The organism is Youhaiella tibetensis, assembly GCF_008000755.1.
Lineage (GTDB): Bacteria > Pseudomonadota > Alphaproteobacteria > Rhizobiales > Devosiaceae > Paradevosia > Paradevosia tibetensis.
In genome coordinates this window covers 3,452,501-3,469,472 of record NZ_CP041690.1, presented here as the reverse complement: position 1 = coordinate 3,469,472, position 16,972 = coordinate 3,452,501, and the positions used below count along the sequence as shown (strand labels likewise).

Here is a 16,972-nt window from a genome sequence, read left to right as displayed (position 1 = left end):
AGGCCGTCGATCGAGCCGGCGGTTATCCGCCGGCGAAACGGTCACGGATTGGCAGCGGCGCTGCCGGAAACGACGTCCTGGACGGACCCGTCGGGCTGCTTGGTGGGCAGCGACTTGCCGAAGGTGAAGGCCTGTGGAACCGGACCCTCGAACTGGACTTCGGCGGTCGTGGCGGTCTGAGCGGACGCTGCACCGGCGTTGGCTGCCGCCGCTTCAGTCAGGTTGATGGCGTTCATCACCGAGGCGTCGGCGGTCATCTCCTCGCTGCCGGCGGCCAGGCCGTTGACGCTCAGGATGTAGGCGAGGATATCGACATAGACGTCTTCCCCGAGCTTGCCGGGGGCGGTCGGAGGCATGGCGACCGAGAAGTAGTCGTAGATGCCGCCGGCGGTGCCCCAGTTGCCCAGGAAGTCGACGCCCTTGAGCGTCGGTCCCACGCCGCCTTCCAGCTGCATGCCATGGCAGGAACCGCAATTGGAGTTGTACTGGGTCTGGCCGCGCGCCGCCTGCTCGGCCGTGAAATGGCCATCGGCTGCGATGGCGCTTCCTTGCAGGGCCGTTCCGGCAATCAGCGCCGCCAGGCCTGCGATCAGTCTGTTGGGGAGTGGCAAGATTTCCTCCTACACCATGGTGGAACGGCCCCGCACTCGGCGCCGCGATGGAAAGGCTCGTACCCGCAGATATTGGACTGGAACTCTGGTGGAGCAGAGAACACTAGGCCCCTCAAACCCATTCATGGGCCCGCCACTATGGCAACGCGCTCAGTTCATCAGCAGACGACCCAAGCCCAGTTGCAGTGGGCTTAACGCGTTCTCGAACCAACCGGTTCCCAGAACCACGAGGAAAATCAGCATGGCCGGCAGCTCCGCCCGGCGGATGCGGTCGATGCTGGCGGGATAGGCGGCCTGAAGCAGCAGCGAGCCGGTGAGGGCGGGAAGCGGCAGGGCGTTGAGCAGCACGAACCAGATGCCGAGCCGCTGGGCGGCGTCGATGACGCCGAGCACCGAGACGGCCGCGGTGCCGGTAAGAAGCGTCGAGAGCCAGACCCGCAGCGGCATCAGCAGGGGGACGACGGCAAGGATCACGGCGAGGCCGACCGCGTAGACGAGGACGAGCGCCAGCCGCCCGCCGCGCATGACGCCGGGTTCGAGCGCCAGCGGGCGCATCCAGCTCGGCTGGAAGAGGATCGCCGCGATGAGGCCCGGAAAGGAGACGTGCGGGATGGGATTGATGGTGAGCCGCCCCGCCTGGGCGGGGTCGCGGTCGCCAAGGAACGTGGCGAGGCCGGCAACGGTCAGCCCGTGAATGGTGACCACGATCAGGTAGCCGGCAAGGCGCGTCACGATCTGGGACAGCGAGAGGTCGTTGAGAAAGTTCATGGGGCCTTGGCCTCCCCGCCCAGCGCTGCGGTCGTCTCGATGGGCAGGATGCCATATTGCGTCTCGAGGTCGCTTACGAAGCCCTCCCGCTCGAGGTCGCCCAATATGGCGGCGAGGCGCCGCTTGAGCATGAGATCGCCTTTCCACAAGCCGTAGCCGAGGGCGTAGCGCGCCGAGGGCGCCGGGAGCCAGGCGACGGTCCAGTCGGGATGGGTCCTGGCGATGCCGCGCGCGCCCAGGCTCTCGGTGATTCCCGCGTCGACCGCGCCCGAGGCGATGGCGGCCTCGAGGGCGGCGGCGGAGGGCAGCAGGGAAACGGCAATGCCGTTCTGGCGCATGAGGGCGGAGAGGGCGACGCGGTCGAGCCCCCCGGTGCCCGGGAAGATGCCGACCCTGGCGCCTCTGGGCAGGTCCGGACCATTGCGGGAAACCAGGGCCCAGCCGGTCTGGACGTCGGTGCTGATCGTCTCGAGGAACGAGCGCGTCTGGGCGGAGACGACCACGCCGCCGCCCAGGATTTCGCACTGGGCGCGGTTGACGCGCCAGTTGCGCGGGTTGAAGTCCTGCCCGATGGCGGGGTTGACGTTGAGCTGCAGGGCAACGCCGAGCCGCCTGGCTATTTCCTCGAGCATGCGGATATCGAAGCCCGGGTCGTTCCCTTCCATGACGAGGGGCGGATAGGACGTGGGCACGCAGGCGGTCAGGACGCCGCGACGCTGGACCTCGGCGAGCGAAGTGTCGGTCGGCAACAGGTAGACCAGGCTCAGCGGCGCGACGATGACGGCGACGATCAACAGGTCGCGCCAGAGGCGCGAGCCAAAAACGCGCTGGAGGCCCGTCGGTCGGTCGATGTCGTCGGGTCCGGACACGGGTCAGTTCCTCTGGAATTCCCAGAGGGCGATGAGGAAGAACCCAACGGCCATGGCGAGGATGATGGTGGGCCCGAGCATGGGGTCGAACTGGTTGAAGTTGAGGAAGACGCCACGCAGGGCATCGACCGCGTAAGTGATGGGGTTCCAGGTAACCAGCACGATGAGCCACTCGGGATAGATCACCGTCATCTGGGCGCGCGAGAGCGCCGGATCGAGCGGGAAGATCGAGCTCGAGGTGAAGTAGAGGGGCAGGATGATGGCGTTCGAAAAGACGCCGAAGCCCTCAAAGCTGCGCACGCGATTGGCGATGATGACCCCGAGCGAGGTGAGCCCGAAGGCGAGGAGCGCCATCAGGCCCAGGCCCTTGAGCAACTGGTCGAGGCCGAAGGTGACGTCGGCGAAGCGCGCGAGGATGAGGACGAGGCAGCCGTGGAGCACGGCAACGGTGGTGCCGCCCAGGATCTTGCCGAAGAGGATGAGGCTGCGCGGCATGGGCGAGACCAGCACTTCGCGCAGGAAACCGAATTCGCGATCCCAGATCACCGACACCGCCGATTGCACGGAGGTGTACATGATGTTGAGGACGATGACGGCAGGGAAGATGAACTGGAGGTAGGTATAGGGCACGACGAAGCGGACTTCGCCGTAGATCTCGCCGCGGAAATAGGGGTTGAGGCCTATGCCCATGATGAGCACCCAGAGCAGGGGGCGGCTGATGCCGCCGATGAGCTGGCCGCGATCGCGCAGGGCGCGCTTCACCTCGCGCAGCCAGATGGCATAGACCCCTCCGAGCAGATGCAAGGCGATCTCCTTTATCGGGTGTGTTCACCGCCGCGGCGGCCGAAGGCATAGGTGCGCTCGCGGCCCGAGGCCTCCTTGTCGCGCAGGGCGCGGCCGGTCAGCGCCAGGAACACCTGTTCGAGGCTTGGCGTATCGAGGACGAATTCCTTCACCCGGTTGCCGTAGCGCGCCAGGAACGCGCCGGCGAAGCGATCATCGGGAACGGGCATGACGAGTTCGTCGTCCTGCTGGCCCGCCTCGGGATAGGCGGCGCGGATCTCGCCCAGGGCATCGGCGTCGATGGGGACCACGCGCAGGGATTGGTGGCCATAGTCGCTCTTGAGACCCGCCGGGGTGCCGATGGCCATGATGCGGCCCTGGTCGATGATGCAGACCCGGTCGCAATTCTCCACTTCCTCGATGTAGTGGGTGGTGACCACGAGGGTGAGCTGGCGGCGTTTGCGCAGTTCATCGAGGTAGCCCCAGATGCGGGCGCGCGACTGCACGTCGAGCCCGACGGTGGGTTCGTCGAGGAAGACGATGCGGGAATCGTGGACGAGGGCGCGCGCGATCTCGAGGCGCCGCTTCATGCCCGAAGAGAGGGTACGGACGAGCTTGTCGCGCCAGTCGGAAAGCTCGACCAGTTCGAGCACTTCGGCGATGCGCCGTTTCCGCTCGCGGGCGGGCACCTGGTAGATCAGGCAGTGGAAATCGAGGTTTTCGTAGACGGTCAGTCGGTCGTCCAGGCTCGGCTCCTGGAAGACGACGCCGAGATTCTTGCGGGCGCGCAGCGGCTGCCGGACGACGTCGAACCCGGCGATGGTGGCGGTGCCCGAATCCGGGGTGAGGATCGAGCAGAGGATATGAAGCAGGGTGGTCTTGCCCGCTCCGTTCGGCCCGAGCAGGGCGAAGGCTTCGTTGTCGAGGATATCCAGGTTGATGTCGTCGAGCGCGACGGTGTTGCCGTAGTGCTTGCCGAGATTGCGCAGTTCGATGATCGGCGAGCCTGGCATTGCGAGATCCTGGGCCGGTCCAAAAGCAGCGTGGGAAAGTACAACGCTTCCAGGGCCATATTGGATCAGCAGTTTTTGCGCCGTGCAAGGGCAGCGGCTAGATGAGGGCCGCCTCGCGGTCGCGCCGCGGCTGGTCGGCGGCGTTGAAGGTGGTGACGCCCCAGATGAGCCCGACAATGAGGAAATAGTGGCGCCAGTGGTCGATGTCGATGATGGCCGCCTCGACCACGAGGGGGACATAGGTCGCCAGCAGCGGGATCAGCAGCAGGCGGTTGGCCTTGAAGCGCAGGCCCCAGAAGCCGCGCCAGAGCGTGAGGATGATCAGCAGGTAATAGGCCAGGCCGCCGCCCCAGCCGTAATGGTGCAGGACCGTCACGTAGCTGTTGTGGGGCGCCTCGGCGATTTCGAGCGTGCCGAACTCCATCGGCCCCAGGCCCCAGGGGTGCTGGAGCGCCAGATCGAAGGCGTAACCCTGGCGTCCGAGACGGCCGGTTTCGCCGGTGTCGTAGTCCTGGGTGACGCTGGCGCGGGTCTCGAAGAGGGAATTGAAGGCCGGGGTGCTGATGATGCCGGCGAGCAGCACGATGAGCGCGGCGCCGCCCGCCAGGGCGAGCATGATCTGGCGCACCTTGTCGCGAACGCCGGCTTCGAGCAGGAACACCATGAGGAAGCAGAGGAGCGAGGCGGCGGCGAAATTGCCCCAGGCGGCGCGCGAGAAGCTGGCGAAGACGCCGACGAGGATGATCATGAAGATGGCGCCTGCGACGAGCATGCGCTTCAAGTCGCGGGTCATGAGGATGCGCTGCAGGGCGTAGATGGCCGGCAGTATGAGGAACGGGCCGAAGACGTTGGGGTCCTTGAACATGGCCTTGACGCGGCCATAGAGCAGGAACAGGTCGCCATTGGGCACCAGGTGCAGGTAGCCCAGCACCCCGATCACGCTCGAGATCACCGCGATAGCGGCATAGGCGATGATGATCGCCCGCATGCGCCGGTGAGTGTCGACGGCCACGTAGTTGGCGGCGAAATAGGTGGTGAGCAGCAGGAAGATGGTGACGATGGCGAAGATGAAGGCCTGGGACATCTCGATGTTGACCACCTGGAAGGCGGCGATCAGCGAGAAGGGCACGAAGGCGATGGTCAGCACCAGGAGCGGCAGGGTCGAGCGATAGAGGCGCATCCCCGCCAGGATGGCGAGACCGAGCACGGGCAGGAACAGGAACTCGTAGAACGAGGGCTCGAAGAGAATGATGCCGCCCGAGAAGATCCATGCGGCCACCATGAGGGGCAACCAGGCGCGCGCGCGTGCCTGGATATATTCCGCGCCGGCGGCGCGGCCGGCGAGGGCCGCGGAGTCGGTTGTGTGGACCAGAGACATGGGCTTGCCCGAGGGATGGATTCCAGCGGGCATTCTGCCTTGCGGCGGGGCGCGATGGGGAGAATTGCGGGGCTAGGGTTAAGCGGACGTGAACCGTGTTTGCCGGCCCCAAAAACAAAAGGCGCCTTGCGGGCGCCTTCGTTCGGTATCGCTGTTTCGGTAGCTGCTGGTTAGAGCGCTGCGCCGCGAGCGATGGTCTTGATGTCTGCCCGGGTGATGCCGAGGTCCTTGAGCTGACGGTTGTCGAGAGCGGAGAGCTCACGGACGGTCTGCTGATACTGGGCGAACTGGGCGAGTTTCTGGCGGATGTTCATCTGTTTCGGTCCTTCCTTGTACGCTGCTTAAATGGCGCAGACCGCACCGAAGCGGTAGGGCTCAAAGCGTAGAGGAGGCATGCGAGAATCGCATGTTGGGTTAACCGGGATCGGGTTGCGTGCTTCCCCCCACCCCTGTTCCCTCCCCACAAGGGGGAGGGAGACCTGCCGGCTCGATCTCGCTCCACGGCTTCCCTCCCCTTTGTGGGGAGAGGTTGAGGGGCGAATGGTCCCAGCGCTAGATCCGACCGCCGCTCTCGACAATGGACCTGGTGAGGCTGCCTTCGGCGGGGAAGAGCGGGATGAGGCAGGCCTGGAGGGCGTGGTAGATGTCGGGCTTGCCCTCGAAGAGGCTCGAGCCGACCTTGAGGTCTTCGGTGAGCTCGGGGTGCCAGCCGCCGTTGTCGATGTCGATCAGGTGGTTGGCGGCGAAGTCCCAGAGGCGGCGGTACCAGTCTTCGTAATAGTCCCCGCCGACATGGGCCTTGAGGAAGGTGGCGGCGCCGATGGCTTCGCTGACCGGCCACCAGAGCTTCTGCTTGAGCGCCGGCTGGTTCTGCCAGTCGAGGGTGTAATAGAAGCCGCCGCGCGAAGAGTCCCAGCCCAGCTCGATCGATGCCTTGAAAAGGCCCTGCGCCGCTTCCCTGAGCCAATCGATCTTCTTGCCGCCCAGGACCCAGAGCTGCAGGCACAGGCGCGCCCATTCGAGCCAGTGGCCGGGCGTGGTGCCGGCGGGGCGGAACATGTCGGCGCCGCGATAACCTTCATCGAGCACCCAGTTGGAGTCGAAGTGCTCGGCCACGCGCCAGCCGAGCTTGCGGGCATTGCGGTTGATGATGAGGTCGGCGATGCGCTCGGCCTTGTCGAGGTATGAGCGGTCGCCCGTAGCCTCGAAGGCGGCCATCAGCGCCTCGGTCAGGTGCATGTTGGAATTCTGGCCGCGATAATTGCTGATCGGGGACCAGTCGCGGTTGAATTCCTCGGTCACCGCGCCATTGGCTTCTTCCCAGAAGCGCGTGTTGATGACTTCGGTGATGTCGGCAAGGATCTGGTCGGCCATAGGGCGCCCGGCGACCTTGGCGCTCGAGGCGGCCAGCAGCACGAAGGCGTTGCCATAGGCCTGTTTGCTGGTGTCCTTGAGGCCGGTATTGTCCAGGCTCCAGATGTAGCCGCCATGCTCGGCGTCGCGGTGCTTCTCCCAGATATAGGAGAGGCCGTGGTCGACGATCTCGTCCGAGCCGGGCCGGCCGAGTAGGCTCCCGATCGAGAAGCAGTGCACCATGCGCGTGGTGACGTGGATCTGGCGCAACCCGTTGAGCCAGGTCTGCGGCTTGCCGTCGTCGGTGAGCTCGTAAAAGCCCCCGGCCGGGTTGATCGAGGGCTGCTGGAAGAAATCGAACAGCGCGTCGGCCTGTTGGATCAGCCAGTGCCGGTGATAGGGCCGGTCGGTCCAGTTCGGGTTTTGGGGCATGGTCTCCTCGCCTTATTGATGCTGAACGGCGTGGCTCTGGTGCAGCCGGGCCGACCAGGTGACGCCGATGATGAGGGCCGCGATCGCCAGCATTTCGAGCGGCCGGGGGAAGCGCTGTTCGAAGAGGAATCCGTATAGCAGCGCAAAGAGGGTTTCAAAGATGATCATCTGGCCGGAAAGCGTGAGCGGCAGCAAGCGGCTGGCGGCGTTCCAGAGGCTGTTGGCGATGACCGAGGCGCCGATGGCGATGACGGCGTTGCCGATCCAGAAGTTCATCCAGGCGGAGGCTTCGTGCCCGGTCGAGAGCGCAAAGACCGGGATTGCCAGGATCACGGCCAGGCCGCCGGTGACGAGGCCCGTCAGCAGCGACCAGTCCTGGCTCGAGATGGCGTGGATCTTGCCCAGCCAGCGGGCATTGCCCACGGCATAGGCCGACCAGCAGCCTAGCGCCACCACGGCGCAGATGACGCCGACGAGCTTGAGCCAGGGGTCGGCTCCGCCCGGATCGATGGCGAAGAGATCGTAGTTGATGAGCACCATGCCCACCGCAATGACCAGCAGCGGGCCGGCGAGGCTCTTGAGCGCGATGGCGCCGTGGTCGCGCGAGCCGACAAGGGTGACGACGACCGGGATGAGGCCCACGATCAGCGAGGCGATGGCGATGCCGCCCAGGTGGATCGCTTCGACCAGGAAGACGTAATAGACGATGTTGCCGAGCATGGAGAGGCGGACGAGCGCCACCCAGTCGGCGGCCCGGACCACCCGGACGATCCGCCGCCATTGCGGGGCGAGGAGCATCAGCGACACCAGCCCGTAGACGAGGTAACGCCCGACCGTCAGCTCGAACGGCGAGAACTCGGGCAATACCTTGGGCAACAGGAACACCCCGCCCCAGAAGGCGCCGGCGCCGATACCGGCAAGAATGCCGAGCGGAAGGTTGTGAGGACGAGGTGACATGGTGGTGCTGCGATGGTGAGGAGGGGAGAGATAGCAGGCGACGGGATGTGGGGGTAGGGGGTGCGGTGTGTGCGGCTCCCCTCACCGCCCTGCCGGGCACCCTCTCCCCGACGGGGCGAGGGTTTCGCTGGGGCACGGACGGAGAGGCAAGCGCCAACCTTCGCCTCGTCGGTGAGAAGGTGTCGCGAAGCGCCGGATGAGGGGGAGGCCGCGCGCATGGGGCCCCCCTCTTTCCCTCTTCCCAAACCCGAATCCCTCGGCTACAAGCTTCTTCTTCGCTCACGCCACAGGGAGGCGTCTTATGACAGATATGCGCGTTTTCCCGGCCGGAGCATTCCCTTGTTTCGGGATTATGGCCAAGCAGCACCGTTAGGTCGCTCACGCAAGGTCACCACCATCCGCGCTGCGTAAGTTCGGGGCCGCCAAGCAGCCCGCCCCGCCGGATGTATTTCCTTTTCTCTGCTTTATGGGACCGGATACTCGTGCCGCGTGCGGGCGAGTCCGGATCGAAAACAATGGCTCGTTTCAAGCTCGACATCCGTGCGCACGCCTTCAAGAACGTGCTCGGATTTACTGCCCAACATTGGGCCAGGCAGCCGATGCGGATCGCGTCCATCGTCGGCTTCATCATGGTCGCGACCATCGCCGACGTGCTGACCCCGCTCTATTCGGGCAAGCTCGTGGATGCCGTCGCCAGCGGCGCGGCGGGCGATGAGATCGCCTGGAATGCCGCCATCGCCGCGTTCTGGGCGCTGATGGCGCTCGGCCTCGGTTCGGTGGTGCTGCGCCAGCTCACCTTCATGGGCATCATCAAGCTGACGCTGCGGATGATGAGCGACATCGTCGCCGATTCCTTCCATCGCCTGCAGCGCTTCTCGACCGACTGGCACGCCAACAGCTTTGCCGGCTCGACCGTGCGCAAGGTCACGCGCGGCATGTGGGCGCTCGATCTCCTCAACGACACCATTCTGGTGGCGCTCTTCCCCTCGCTGGTGATGCTGGTGGGCTCGACGATCCTGCTCGGCCTTTACTGGCCGATCATGGGCCTGATCGTTGGCGTGGGTTCGCTCCTTTATATCGGCCTCACCTTCTTCCTCTCGGTGGGCTATGTCGCCCCGGCCGCCACGCTCTCCAATGCCTGGGACACCAAGCTGGGTGGGGCGCTGGCCGATGCGATCTCGTGCAACACCGTGGTCAAGGCCTTCGGCGCCGAGACGCGCGAGGAATCGCGTCTCTCCAAGGTGGTCGACAAGTGGAGCCACCGTACCGACCGCACCTGGAACCGCGGCACCCTCAACGGCTCGGTGCAGGGCGTGATGCTGCTGGCCATGCGCGGCGCGATCCTGGCTGCCGGCCTCTGGCTCTGGCAGACGGGCGTGGCTTCGGCCGGCGACATCACCTTCGTGCTGACGACGTTCTTCATCCTCCAGGGGTACCTGCGCGACGTGGGCATGCACATCCGCAACCTCCAGAAGTCGATCAACGACATGGAGGAGCTAGTCGACATCCATCACCAGAAGCTGGGGATCGACGACAAGCCCGGCGCCAAGCCGATCGTCATCGAGGAAGGTCGGATCGATTTCGACCATGTCGACTTCCGTTACGGCTCGCATGCTCGTCCGCTCTATTCGGACTTCTCGGTGCAGATCGCGCCGGGCGAGAAGGTGGGCCTCGTGGGGCACTCGGGCTCGGGCAAGACCACGTTCGTCAAGCTCATCCAGCGTCTCTACGACGTGACGGGCGGCAAGATCGTGATCGACGGGCAGGATATCTCGAGGGTGCAGCAATCCTCGCTGCGCCAGCAGATCGCCATCGTGCAGCAGGAGCCGATCCTCTTCCACCGCTCGCTGGCCGAGAACATCGCCTATGCCCGCCCCGGCGCCACCCGCGCCGAGATCGAGCAGGCAGCCCGCCTCGCCAGCGCCCACGAGTTCATCATGGCTCTGCCCAAGGGCTACGAGACGCTGGTGGGTGAACGCGGCGTGAAACTCTCGGGCGGCGAGCGGCAGCGCGTCGCCATCGCCCGGGCCTTCCTCGCCGACGCACCGATCCTCATCCTCGATGAGGCCACCTCGAGCCTCGACTCGGAAAGCGAAGTGCTGATCCAGCGGGCCATGGAGCGGCTGATGGTGGGGCGGACCACGCTCGTCATCGCGCACCGGCTCTCAACGGTGAAGTCGCTCGATCGCCTCCTGGTGTTCGACAAGGGCAAGATCGTCGAGGAGGGGGATCACGCTCAGCTGATCCAGCTTCAGGGCGGGATCTATCGCCGGCTGTTCGAACGGCAGGCGCTGGAGCTGACCAAGGGGTTGGTGCTGGCGGAGTGATTGAGAGGGGCGGCCGGTGGGTCGCCCCTTTTTGTTTGGGGTGTGTGGCTACCCCCCTCCCAACCTCCCCCGCAAGGGGGGAGGTGCCTATCGCGGTTTTGGCACGCGTCGTTCACCAGCAACTCGATTCGAAACACCTCCCCCCTTGCGGGGGAGGCTGGGAGGGGGAGCAAGGAGCACTGTGGCTCTTGCTTTACCCCCACCCTCGTTCCCTCCCCACAAGGGGGAGGGATGCGTTGGGGCGCGATCGAGCCCGCAGGTCTCCCTCCCCCTTGTGGGGAGGGAACATGGGTGGGGGTGCGGCACCCCGATCCACAACTCGTTATAACCTCTTGCCACTCCCATTATGACGTTATAACCTCTCCTTCTGTCAAACAGGGCCGGGCCACCCATCCCCGGTCAAAGGAGGGAATTTCAATGAAGCTTAACCGGAGCATTTCTTGCGCCGCCATCGCCATCGTCGCGATGACGCCGGGTACTGCCTGGGCCGTCGACGTGTCGTTCCTGACGCACTGGGCGCCCGATACCGTTGCCAAGCTCGAAGCTGCCGCCAAGACCTATTCGGAAGCGCATCCGGATGTGGCGATCACCGTGCGCGCCGTGCCGTTCGGCGACCTGCTGACGACGCTGCGCACTTCGGGCGGCGGCGCTGGTGGCGCCACCATTGCCGGCATCTATGACGCCTGGCTGCCGGACCTCGCCAAGGACGCGCTCGTCGCTCCGGCTCCCGAAGCCGTTGCTGCCGACGTCACCGCCAACTGGCCGGCCGGTATCGTCTCGGCGGCCAGCCAGAAGGGCACCCTCTATGGCGTGCCGAACGAAATCGACGTCTACGCGCTCAACTACAACAAGAAGCTCTTCGAGGAAGCCGGCATCGCCGGGCCGCCCAAGACCTGGGACGAGTTCCTGGCCGCCGCCAAGGCGCTCACCAACAAGGACAAGGGCCAGCAGGGTTTCGGGCTCATCAATTCCTGGGCCGCGGGCGTGCTGCATCCCTTCGCTTCGCTGCTCGTCTCCAATGGCGGCGACCTCGTGGTCGACGGCAAGCCGACGCTCGATACCGAGCAGGCCAAGCAGACCTTCGAGCTCTACGAGACGCTGATCAAGGAAGGCTATTCCGATCCGGCGATGGCTACGGCCGACGCCAACACCACCGGGCCGTTCCTGGACAATTTCGTCTCGGGCAAGACCGGCATGATCATCATGGCCAATTGGTGGGAATCCGCCCTCAAGGCCGGCATGGGCGATGCCTTTGCCGATATCGCCACCGCGCCCATTCCCGTGGGGCCGTCGGGCGACAAGGCCCGCTCGATCTCCTATTCGTGGATGACCGTGGTCAATTCCAAGGCCTCGCCGGAAGAACAGGCCGCCGCCTGGGACTTCCTCACCTGGCTCAACGGACCCGAATCCGGGCCGGAAGGCGCTTCGGCCATGGCCGATATCCTCATCTCGATGGGTATCCTGCCCTCGCGCAATTCCGACGTGACCGCGCTTTCGGGCAAGCTCTCCGACCCGTTCCTCGCCGGCTACACCGCCACGCTCGCCGACGCCAAGCCGTTCCCGACCGTGCTCGGCGGCCAGGAATTCTCGGAAGCCCTGCAGAAGACGCTCGAAGCCATGCAGTTCGGTCAGCTTAATGCCGCCGATGCCCAGGCGAACGCGCAGGCTGACGCCGAGGAAATCCTGACGCGCAACGCGCAGTAAGGCTCAAGGTGGCGTGGACAGCCACGCCACCAACTCCCCCCAACCACGGAACTTCCCCGGGCGAAGACCCGGGGCCCATTCCAACCCTCCACCCGCGTGGAGAAATCCGTGGGCCCCGGCTTGAAGCGGGGGAAGTGCGGTGGCGGGGATGGATCGAGGGTGGTGGGCTGACTACCACCTACACGACGACTTTCAGGAATAGCCGATGCAACGACAGACTATAGGATCGCTGGCCGTCATGCTGGGCCCGGCCGTCGCTGTGATCGGCGTCTTCATCTTTGTGCCGATGCTGCTCACCATCTGGCTGTCGTTCCAGAACTGGTCGACGCAGACCGGTTTCGAGACGGCCCAGTTCATCGGCCTCAAGAATTTCTTCGATATCTTCTCGAACACCTCGATCGGCCGCGACTTCAAGGGCGCGCTGGTCAACACCGCGATCTACACGGCGCTCTCGGTCATCATCATCCTGCCGCTCTCGGTGGGGCTGGGCCTGCTGGTGCACCAGAAGCACGTCAAGGGCGGGGTGTTCCTGCGCACGGTGCTGTTTTCCACCTACATGGTGCCGATGATCGCGGTGGCCCTGGTGTTCTCGAAGCTCTATTCGCCGACCGAGGGGCCGCTCAACCAGATCCTGGGCTGGTTCGGCATCGGGCCGCAGACCTGGCTATCTTCGCCCAATACGGCGCTCTTCTCGATCGTCATCCTCAATGTCTGGCAGCAGATCGGCTACTTCACCGTGCTGGTGGTGGCAGGGCTGACGCAGATCCCCGTCTCTCTTTATGAAGCGGCCGAAATCGATGGCGCGCGGGCGGACCAGAAGTTCCGCACCATCACGCTGCCGCTTCTCGCCAACACCATGCTCTTCGCCTCGGTCATCGCCATCATCAACGCGGTGCAGGTGTTCGAGCCGGTGGCGCTCATCACGCAGGGCGGGCCGGTCAATTCCACCAATGTCCTCACCTATCATATCCGGCGCGTCGGCATCGAACGCGCGCAGGGCGGGCTGGGCTCGGCCATGGCGGTGACGCTGATGCTCTCGCTGATCGTGGCCATCGTCGCCCTTTTTGCCTTCTTCGGACGCAAGGGAGACCGCGCATGACCACGACCCTTGCCACAACCGAACCGCGCAGCAACGAGCGTCCGCGCTGGAACGGCATCAGCCTGTCCAAGGCGATCATCTTCACGCTCATCATCCTGGCTTCGGTGGTCGCCGCCTTCCCGCTGGTGTGGATGGTGCTGACCAGCCTCAAGACCCCGCAGGAAACCATGGCGGTGCCGCCGGTCTGGTTCCCGGCGACGCCGAACCTGGATGCCTATCGCCAGGTGGCCGACGTCATCAGCGTCGGGCGCTCGTTCATCAATTCGGCGATCATCGCGGTCTTCACGACGGGCGCGATCCTCGTGACCTCGCTGATGGCCGGCTATGCCTTCGCCAAATATCAGTTCAAGGGCCGGAACGTGCTGTTCTCGGTGCTGATCGCCACCATGTTCCTGCCGCCCATCGTGACGCTGATCCCGCTCTACCGGATCGTGGGCTATCTCGGGCTCAACGCCAGCCTGGCCGGCGTCATCGTGCCGAACCTCGCCAATGCCTTCGGCATCTTCCTCATGCGCCAGTTCATCAAGGGCGTGCCGGACGAGCTGATCGACGCCGCCCGCATGGATGGCGCCTCCGAGCTCAAGATCGTCTTCCAGATCGTCGCCCCCTCGGTGATGCCGGCAATCGCGGCCCTGGCGCTCTTCGCCTTCGTCTACCACTGGAACAGCTATCTGTGGCCGCTCACGGTGCTGCAGGGCAATACCGACCAGTACCCCATCGTCATCTCGCTCTCGCGCCTGCTCTCCTATAACCGCGGCGCGATGAATACGGGCCTCGTCATGGCCGGCGCAACGCTGGCGGTATTGCCGCCGCTGATCCTCTTCGTCTTCCTGCAGCGCTTCTTTGTGGATTCCATCGTCGCCACGGGGGTGAAGGGATGAGCCGCGTTATCGCTATCGATCTGGGCGGCACCCGCCTGCGGGCGGGGATCGCCGATGCCGCCAACCCCGAGGGCGTCCAGCCGGTCGGCGAGTGGCCGGCGCCGCAGAGCCTCGGTGAGTTCACCGCCAGGGTCGGCGGTCTCATCGCCGAGTACAACGCCACCCATCTCGGGCTCGGCATTCCCGGCCTTGCCCGCGACACCACCTGCGTGTGGGTGCCCAATCTCGGCTATCTCGACGGCAACGATCTCAAGACCCTTTTCCCGGGCATCGAAATCGGCCTCGGCAACGACGCGCAGTTCGCGCTTCTCGCCGAAGTCGCCGCCGGCTCGGCCCGAGGACTCTCGGACGCCATTCTTCTTGCCATCGGCACGGGCATCGGCTCGGCCGTGCTGGCGGGCGGGCGCATCATTCGCGGCAGCGGCGGGGGCGCCTGCTCCTTCGGCTGGGCGAGTGCCGATCTTTCCGATCCGGGCGAGGACCGCTCCGGCTGGCTTGAGCGCCATGCTTCGGGCCGCGCCCTCGATGCCGCCGGGCAGGCGATCGGCCTCAAGGATGGCTCGGCGCTCATCGCTTCTGCCCGCGCCGGCGAGCCCGAAGCCATCGCGGCCCTGGGCAAACCGATGCAGGCCCTCGGCACCGCGCTTTCCGGAGCCGTGGCATTGCTCGATCCGCAGGCGGTGATCCTGGCGGGTGGGGTGGCATCATCCACCGACGTCATCGTGCCGCCGATGCTGGCGGCCTTGCGCCGGCAACTTCCCCCGCATCTGCGGGCAATCGAAATCCGTGCGGGCCATTTCGGGCCGCGCGCCGGCCTTGTCGGCGCGGCTGTTGCCGGCAGCATGGGCAGGGAATGGGGACAACGCCATGACTGACGTGAAGATGTTTCAAAAACCCGATCGCCGCCGCGCCGAGCCGCTCTGGCACCAGGCCGAGATGGCCCTGCGGGCGCTGATCGAAAACGGCGAGTGGGCGTCCGGATCGCAGATCCCCAACGAGGACAAGCTCTGCGACCTGCTCGGCATCTCGCGCATCACCGTGCGCCACGCCCTGCGCAATCTCGAGGAAGCGGGGCTGCTTCGCCGCGAGCATGGCCGAGGCACCTTCGTGCGCAGCGCCACGGTCGTCGCCGGCGTGCGCGGCCTCACCAGCTTCACCGAGGAAATGGCCTCGCTCGGCCTGACCGTGGGCACGCAACTGCTCGACGCCGAAGTCGTCCCCGCCAGCGAGGACGTCGCCGATGCGCTCGATCTTTCGCTCGGCGATCCGGTGGTGCGCCTGCGCCGCCTGCGGCTGGGCAATAGCGAACCCATCGGCATCCAGACCGCGCATCTGCCGCAGAGTCGTTTCGCCGAGCTGGCCCAAGACGCCAGGGAAATGCAGTCGCTCTATGACCTGCTGCGCGCCCGCTATGGGGTGATCCCGGTCAAGGCCAAGGAAGTCTATCGCGTCGGGGCGGTCTCCGAGATCGACGCCGACCTCATCCGGCTCCCCGCCGGCACGCCCGCCTTCGTCGTCGAGCGCATCGCCTACGACGCCAAGGGGCCATTCGAATTCACCGTCTCGACCATGCGGGCCGACCGCTACGAGATCCGATCAACGCTTTACATCTAACCACTCCCTGAAAGGTCCTCCCCATGTCCCTCCTTTACATCAGCAAGCTGGCCAAGCTCGCCGAGCAGGCCGGCGCTGCCAACCAGGACGCGTTCGCCAAGGCGTCCGCCGCCATGGCCGATACCCTCGCCAACAAGGGCCTCGTGCACCTTTACGGTTCGGGCCACTCGGTGCTGCCCGTCCAGGAAACGTTTCCGCGTTACGGTTCCTATGTTGGCTTCAATCCGCTGACCGACCCGCGCGTGATGTGGCACAACGTGCTGGGCGCCGGTGGCGTGCGCGAGTTGCTCTGGCTCGAGCGCACCGAGAAGTACGCCGAGAAGTTCCTCGACCATCAGCCGCTCAATGAAGGCGACACCATCGTCATCTTCGGTCACTCGGGCCGCAATGCCTCGGGTATCGATACGGCGCTCTATGCCAAGAAGCGCGGCATGACCGTCATTGCCATTACCGCCAAGGCGAACCTGGACAAGCCGGCGACCCACTCTTCGGGCAAGCGCCTGGCCGATGCCGCCGATATCGTCATCGATACCGGCGCACCCATCGAGGATGCCATCGTGGACGTGAAAGGCTGGAGCCGTCCGGTCTCGGGTTCCTCGACGGTGCTGGCCATGATCATGATGCACGAGCTCATCGCGGAAACGGCGCAGAACCTGGCCGATCGCGGCATCGAGCTGCCGGTCTTCGCTTCGCCGACCATTGCGGGCGTGACGCTGCACGATACCGACATCATCTATGGCGTCTATCGCGAGCGCATGATCGAGGCACAGGCCAAGCACCTGGACACCTTCAAGAAGACCATGGCCGCCGAGTAGGGGCAAAACCGGCCTCGCTGGGGACGGGAAGGGGAGGGCCGCACGGTCCTCCCTTTTGTTTTGCAGGCAAGGTGCGGGAGAGAGGGCCGCAAACCGTCGCGGAATCGTCACGAAACCGGCTGTGGGAAAACACCACGACGGCGTGATGACGGAGTAACGCTTTGATCTAAAACGCGAAAACGACTTTCCACAGGTCGAGATGACGGATTTTTTCGTTTTTCGCAAAATGGCCGTTGACAGCAAATCGGGTCGCCCATATAACCCCGACATCGCTGAGGCGGCGCTGCGAAACGCGGCGGCGAACGAAGCACTGACCGGAGCGAAAGCGACGGTTTAGCACGAACGACGCGAGTGAGTTAATCACTCCC

Annotated in this window: 16 protein-coding genes; 7 read left to right on the top strand and 9 right to left on the bottom strand. The window is 65.3% G+C overall.

Annotation, left to right across the window (positions count from 1 at the left end):
• Positions 1 to 41: 41 nt before the first annotated feature.
• From FNA67_RS17010 to FNA67_RS16970, 9 genes are all read right to left on the bottom strand, one after another.
• Positions 42 to 611 carry a c-type cytochrome gene (locus FNA67_RS17010; protein ID WP_170267348.1) on the bottom strand — a complete coding sequence of 190 codons (570 nt, stop codon included), beginning with the start codon at positions 609 to 611 and terminating at the stop codon, positions 42 to 44.
• Between the two features lie 150 nt (positions 612 to 761).
• On the bottom strand, positions 762 to 1,379 hold the full coding sequence (locus FNA67_RS17005; RefSeq protein ID WP_147657142.1) for a zinc metalloprotease: 618 nt from the start codon (positions 1,377 to 1,379) through the stop codon (positions 762 to 764).
• Positions 1,376 to 2,248 (bottom strand): substrate-binding periplasmic protein, encoded by an 873-nt coding sequence (locus FNA67_RS17000; protein ID WP_147657140.1) that lies wholly within the window; start codon positions 2,246 to 2,248, stop codon positions 1,376 to 1,378. Before FNA67_RS17000 ends, FNA67_RS17005 begins: the two co-directional genes overlap by 4 nt.
• Before the next feature lie 3 nt (positions 2,249 to 2,251).
• Entirely contained in the window at positions 2,252 to 3,052 is an 801-nt protein-coding gene (locus FNA67_RS16995; protein ID WP_049706271.1) for an ABC transporter permease, read from the bottom strand.
• 11 nt (positions 3,053 to 3,063) lie between these two features.
• Positions 3,064 to 4,044: an ABC transporter ATP-binding protein gene (locus FNA67_RS16990; protein ID WP_049706270.1), complete on the bottom strand. Its 981-nt coding sequence runs from the start codon at positions 4,042 to 4,044 to the stop codon at positions 3,064 to 3,066.
• A gap of 97 nt (positions 4,045 to 4,141) precedes the next feature.
• Positions 4,142 to 5,455: an O-antigen ligase family protein gene (locus tag FNA67_RS16985; RefSeq protein ID WP_147657138.1), complete on the bottom strand. Its 1,314-nt coding sequence runs from the start codon at positions 5,453 to 5,455 to the stop codon at positions 4,142 to 4,144.
• A 137-nt stretch (positions 5,456 to 5,592) separates the two neighbouring features.
• The gene (locus tag FNA67_RS16980) at positions 5,593 to 5,736 is read right to left on the bottom strand and encodes a DUF1127 domain-containing protein (RefSeq protein ID WP_082202210.1); all 144 of its coding nucleotides are present in this window, start codon (positions 5,734 to 5,736) and stop codon (positions 5,593 to 5,595) included.
• Positions 5,737 to 5,974: 238 nt separating this feature from the next.
• Positions 5,975 to 7,207, bottom strand: a complete 1,233-nt coding sequence (locus tag FNA67_RS16975; RefSeq protein ID WP_147657136.1) for an AGE family epimerase/isomerase — start codon at positions 7,205 to 7,207, stop codon at positions 5,975 to 5,977.
• 12 nt (positions 7,208 to 7,219) lie between these two features.
• The gene (locus tag FNA67_RS16970; protein ID WP_147657134.1) at positions 7,220 to 8,164 is read right to left on the bottom strand and encodes a DMT family transporter; all 945 of its coding nucleotides are present in this window, start codon (positions 8,162 to 8,164) and stop codon (positions 7,220 to 7,222) included.
• Positions 8,165 to 8,679: 515 nt separating this feature from the next.
• Here FNA67_RS16970 and FNA67_RS16965 point away from each other — a divergent pair.
• The 7 genes from FNA67_RS16965 to FNA67_RS16935 all read left to right on the top strand — a co-directional run bounded on the left by FNA67_RS16965 (position 8,680) and on the right by FNA67_RS16935 (position 16,604).
• The gene (locus FNA67_RS16965; protein ID WP_049706266.1) at positions 8,680 to 10,491 is read left to right on the top strand and encodes an ABC transporter ATP-binding protein; all 1,812 of its coding nucleotides are present in this window, start codon (positions 8,680 to 8,682) and stop codon (positions 10,489 to 10,491) included.
• A 417-nt stretch (positions 10,492 to 10,908) separates the two neighbouring features.
• Positions 10,909 to 12,195, top strand: coding sequence for an ABC transporter substrate-binding protein (locus FNA67_RS16960; RefSeq protein WP_147657132.1), 1,287 nt, complete (start codon positions 10,909 to 10,911; stop codon positions 12,193 to 12,195).
• 205 nt (positions 12,196 to 12,400) lie between these two features.
• A complete protein-coding gene (locus FNA67_RS16955) occupies positions 12,401 to 13,294 on the top strand; it encodes a carbohydrate ABC transporter permease (protein ID WP_147657130.1) in 894 nt (297 codons plus the stop codon).
• Positions 13,291 to 14,175 carry a carbohydrate ABC transporter permease gene (locus tag FNA67_RS16950; RefSeq protein ID WP_147657128.1) on the top strand — a complete coding sequence of 295 codons (885 nt, stop codon included), beginning with the start codon at positions 13,291 to 13,293 and terminating at the stop codon, positions 14,173 to 14,175. Before FNA67_RS16955 ends, FNA67_RS16950 begins: the two co-directional genes overlap by 4 nt.
• A complete protein-coding gene (locus tag FNA67_RS16945) occupies positions 14,172 to 15,050 on the top strand; it encodes an ROK family protein (protein ID WP_147657126.1) in 879 nt (292 codons plus the stop codon). The genes FNA67_RS16950 and FNA67_RS16945 overlap by 4 nt, the downstream gene beginning before the upstream one ends.
• Complete coding sequence (locus FNA67_RS16940; protein ID WP_049706261.1) at positions 15,043 to 15,789, top strand: GntR family transcriptional regulator; 747 nt, start codon at positions 15,043 to 15,045, stop codon at positions 15,787 to 15,789. Before FNA67_RS16945 ends, FNA67_RS16940 begins: the two co-directional genes overlap by 8 nt.
• 23 nt (positions 15,790 to 15,812) lie before the next feature.
• On the top strand, positions 15,813 to 16,604 hold the full coding sequence (locus FNA67_RS16935) for a sugar isomerase domain-containing protein (protein WP_147657124.1): 792 nt from the start codon (positions 15,813 to 15,815) through the stop codon (positions 16,602 to 16,604).
• The last annotated feature ends 368 nt before the right edge of the window (positions 16,605 to 16,972 follow it).

Bases quoted from the DNA above. Each gene is read 5' to 3' on its own strand.
- FNA67_RS17005 (WP_147657142.1), bottom strand. From the start codon at position 1,379: ATGAACTTTCTCAACGACCTCTCGCTGTCCCAGATCGTGACGCGCCTT.
- FNA67_RS16990 (WP_049706270.1), bottom strand. From the start codon at position 4,044: ATGCCAGGCTCGCCGATCATCGAACTGCGCAATCTCGGCAAGCACTAC.
- FNA67_RS16985 (WP_147657138.1), bottom strand. From the start codon at position 5,455: ATGCCCGCTGGAATCCATCCCTCGGGCAAGCCCATGTCTCTGGTCCAC.
- FNA67_RS16980 (WP_082202210.1), bottom strand. From the start codon at position 5,736: ATGAACATCCGCCAGAAACTCGCCCAGTTCGCCCAGTATCAGCAGACC.
- FNA67_RS16975 (WP_147657136.1), bottom strand. From the start codon at position 7,207: ATGCCCCAAAACCCGAACTGGACCGACCGGCCCTATCACCGGCACTGG.
- FNA67_RS16970 (WP_147657134.1), bottom strand. From the start codon at position 8,164: ATGTCACCTCGTCCTCACAACCTTCCGCTCGGCATTCTTGCCGGTATC.
- FNA67_RS16965 (WP_049706266.1), top strand. From the start codon at position 8,680: ATGGCTCGTTTCAAGCTCGACATCCGTGCGCACGCCTTCAAGAACGTG.
- FNA67_RS16960 (WP_147657132.1), top strand. From the start codon at position 10,909: ATGAAGCTTAACCGGAGCATTTCTTGCGCCGCCATCGCCATCGTCGCG.
- FNA67_RS16955 (WP_147657130.1), top strand. From the start codon at position 12,401: ATGCAACGACAGACTATAGGATCGCTGGCCGTCATGCTGGGCCCGGCC.
- FNA67_RS16950 (WP_147657128.1), top strand. From the start codon at position 13,291: ATGACCACGACCCTTGCCACAACCGAACCGCGCAGCAACGAGCGTCCG.
- FNA67_RS16945 (WP_147657126.1), top strand. From the start codon at position 14,172: ATGAGCCGCGTTATCGCTATCGATCTGGGCGGCACCCGCCTGCGGGCG.
- FNA67_RS16940 (WP_049706261.1), top strand. From the start codon at position 15,043: ATGACTGACGTGAAGATGTTTCAAAAACCCGATCGCCGCCGCGCCGAG.
- FNA67_RS16935 (WP_147657124.1), top strand. From the start codon at position 15,813: ATGTCCCTCCTTTACATCAGCAAGCTGGCCAAGCTCGCCGAGCAGGCC.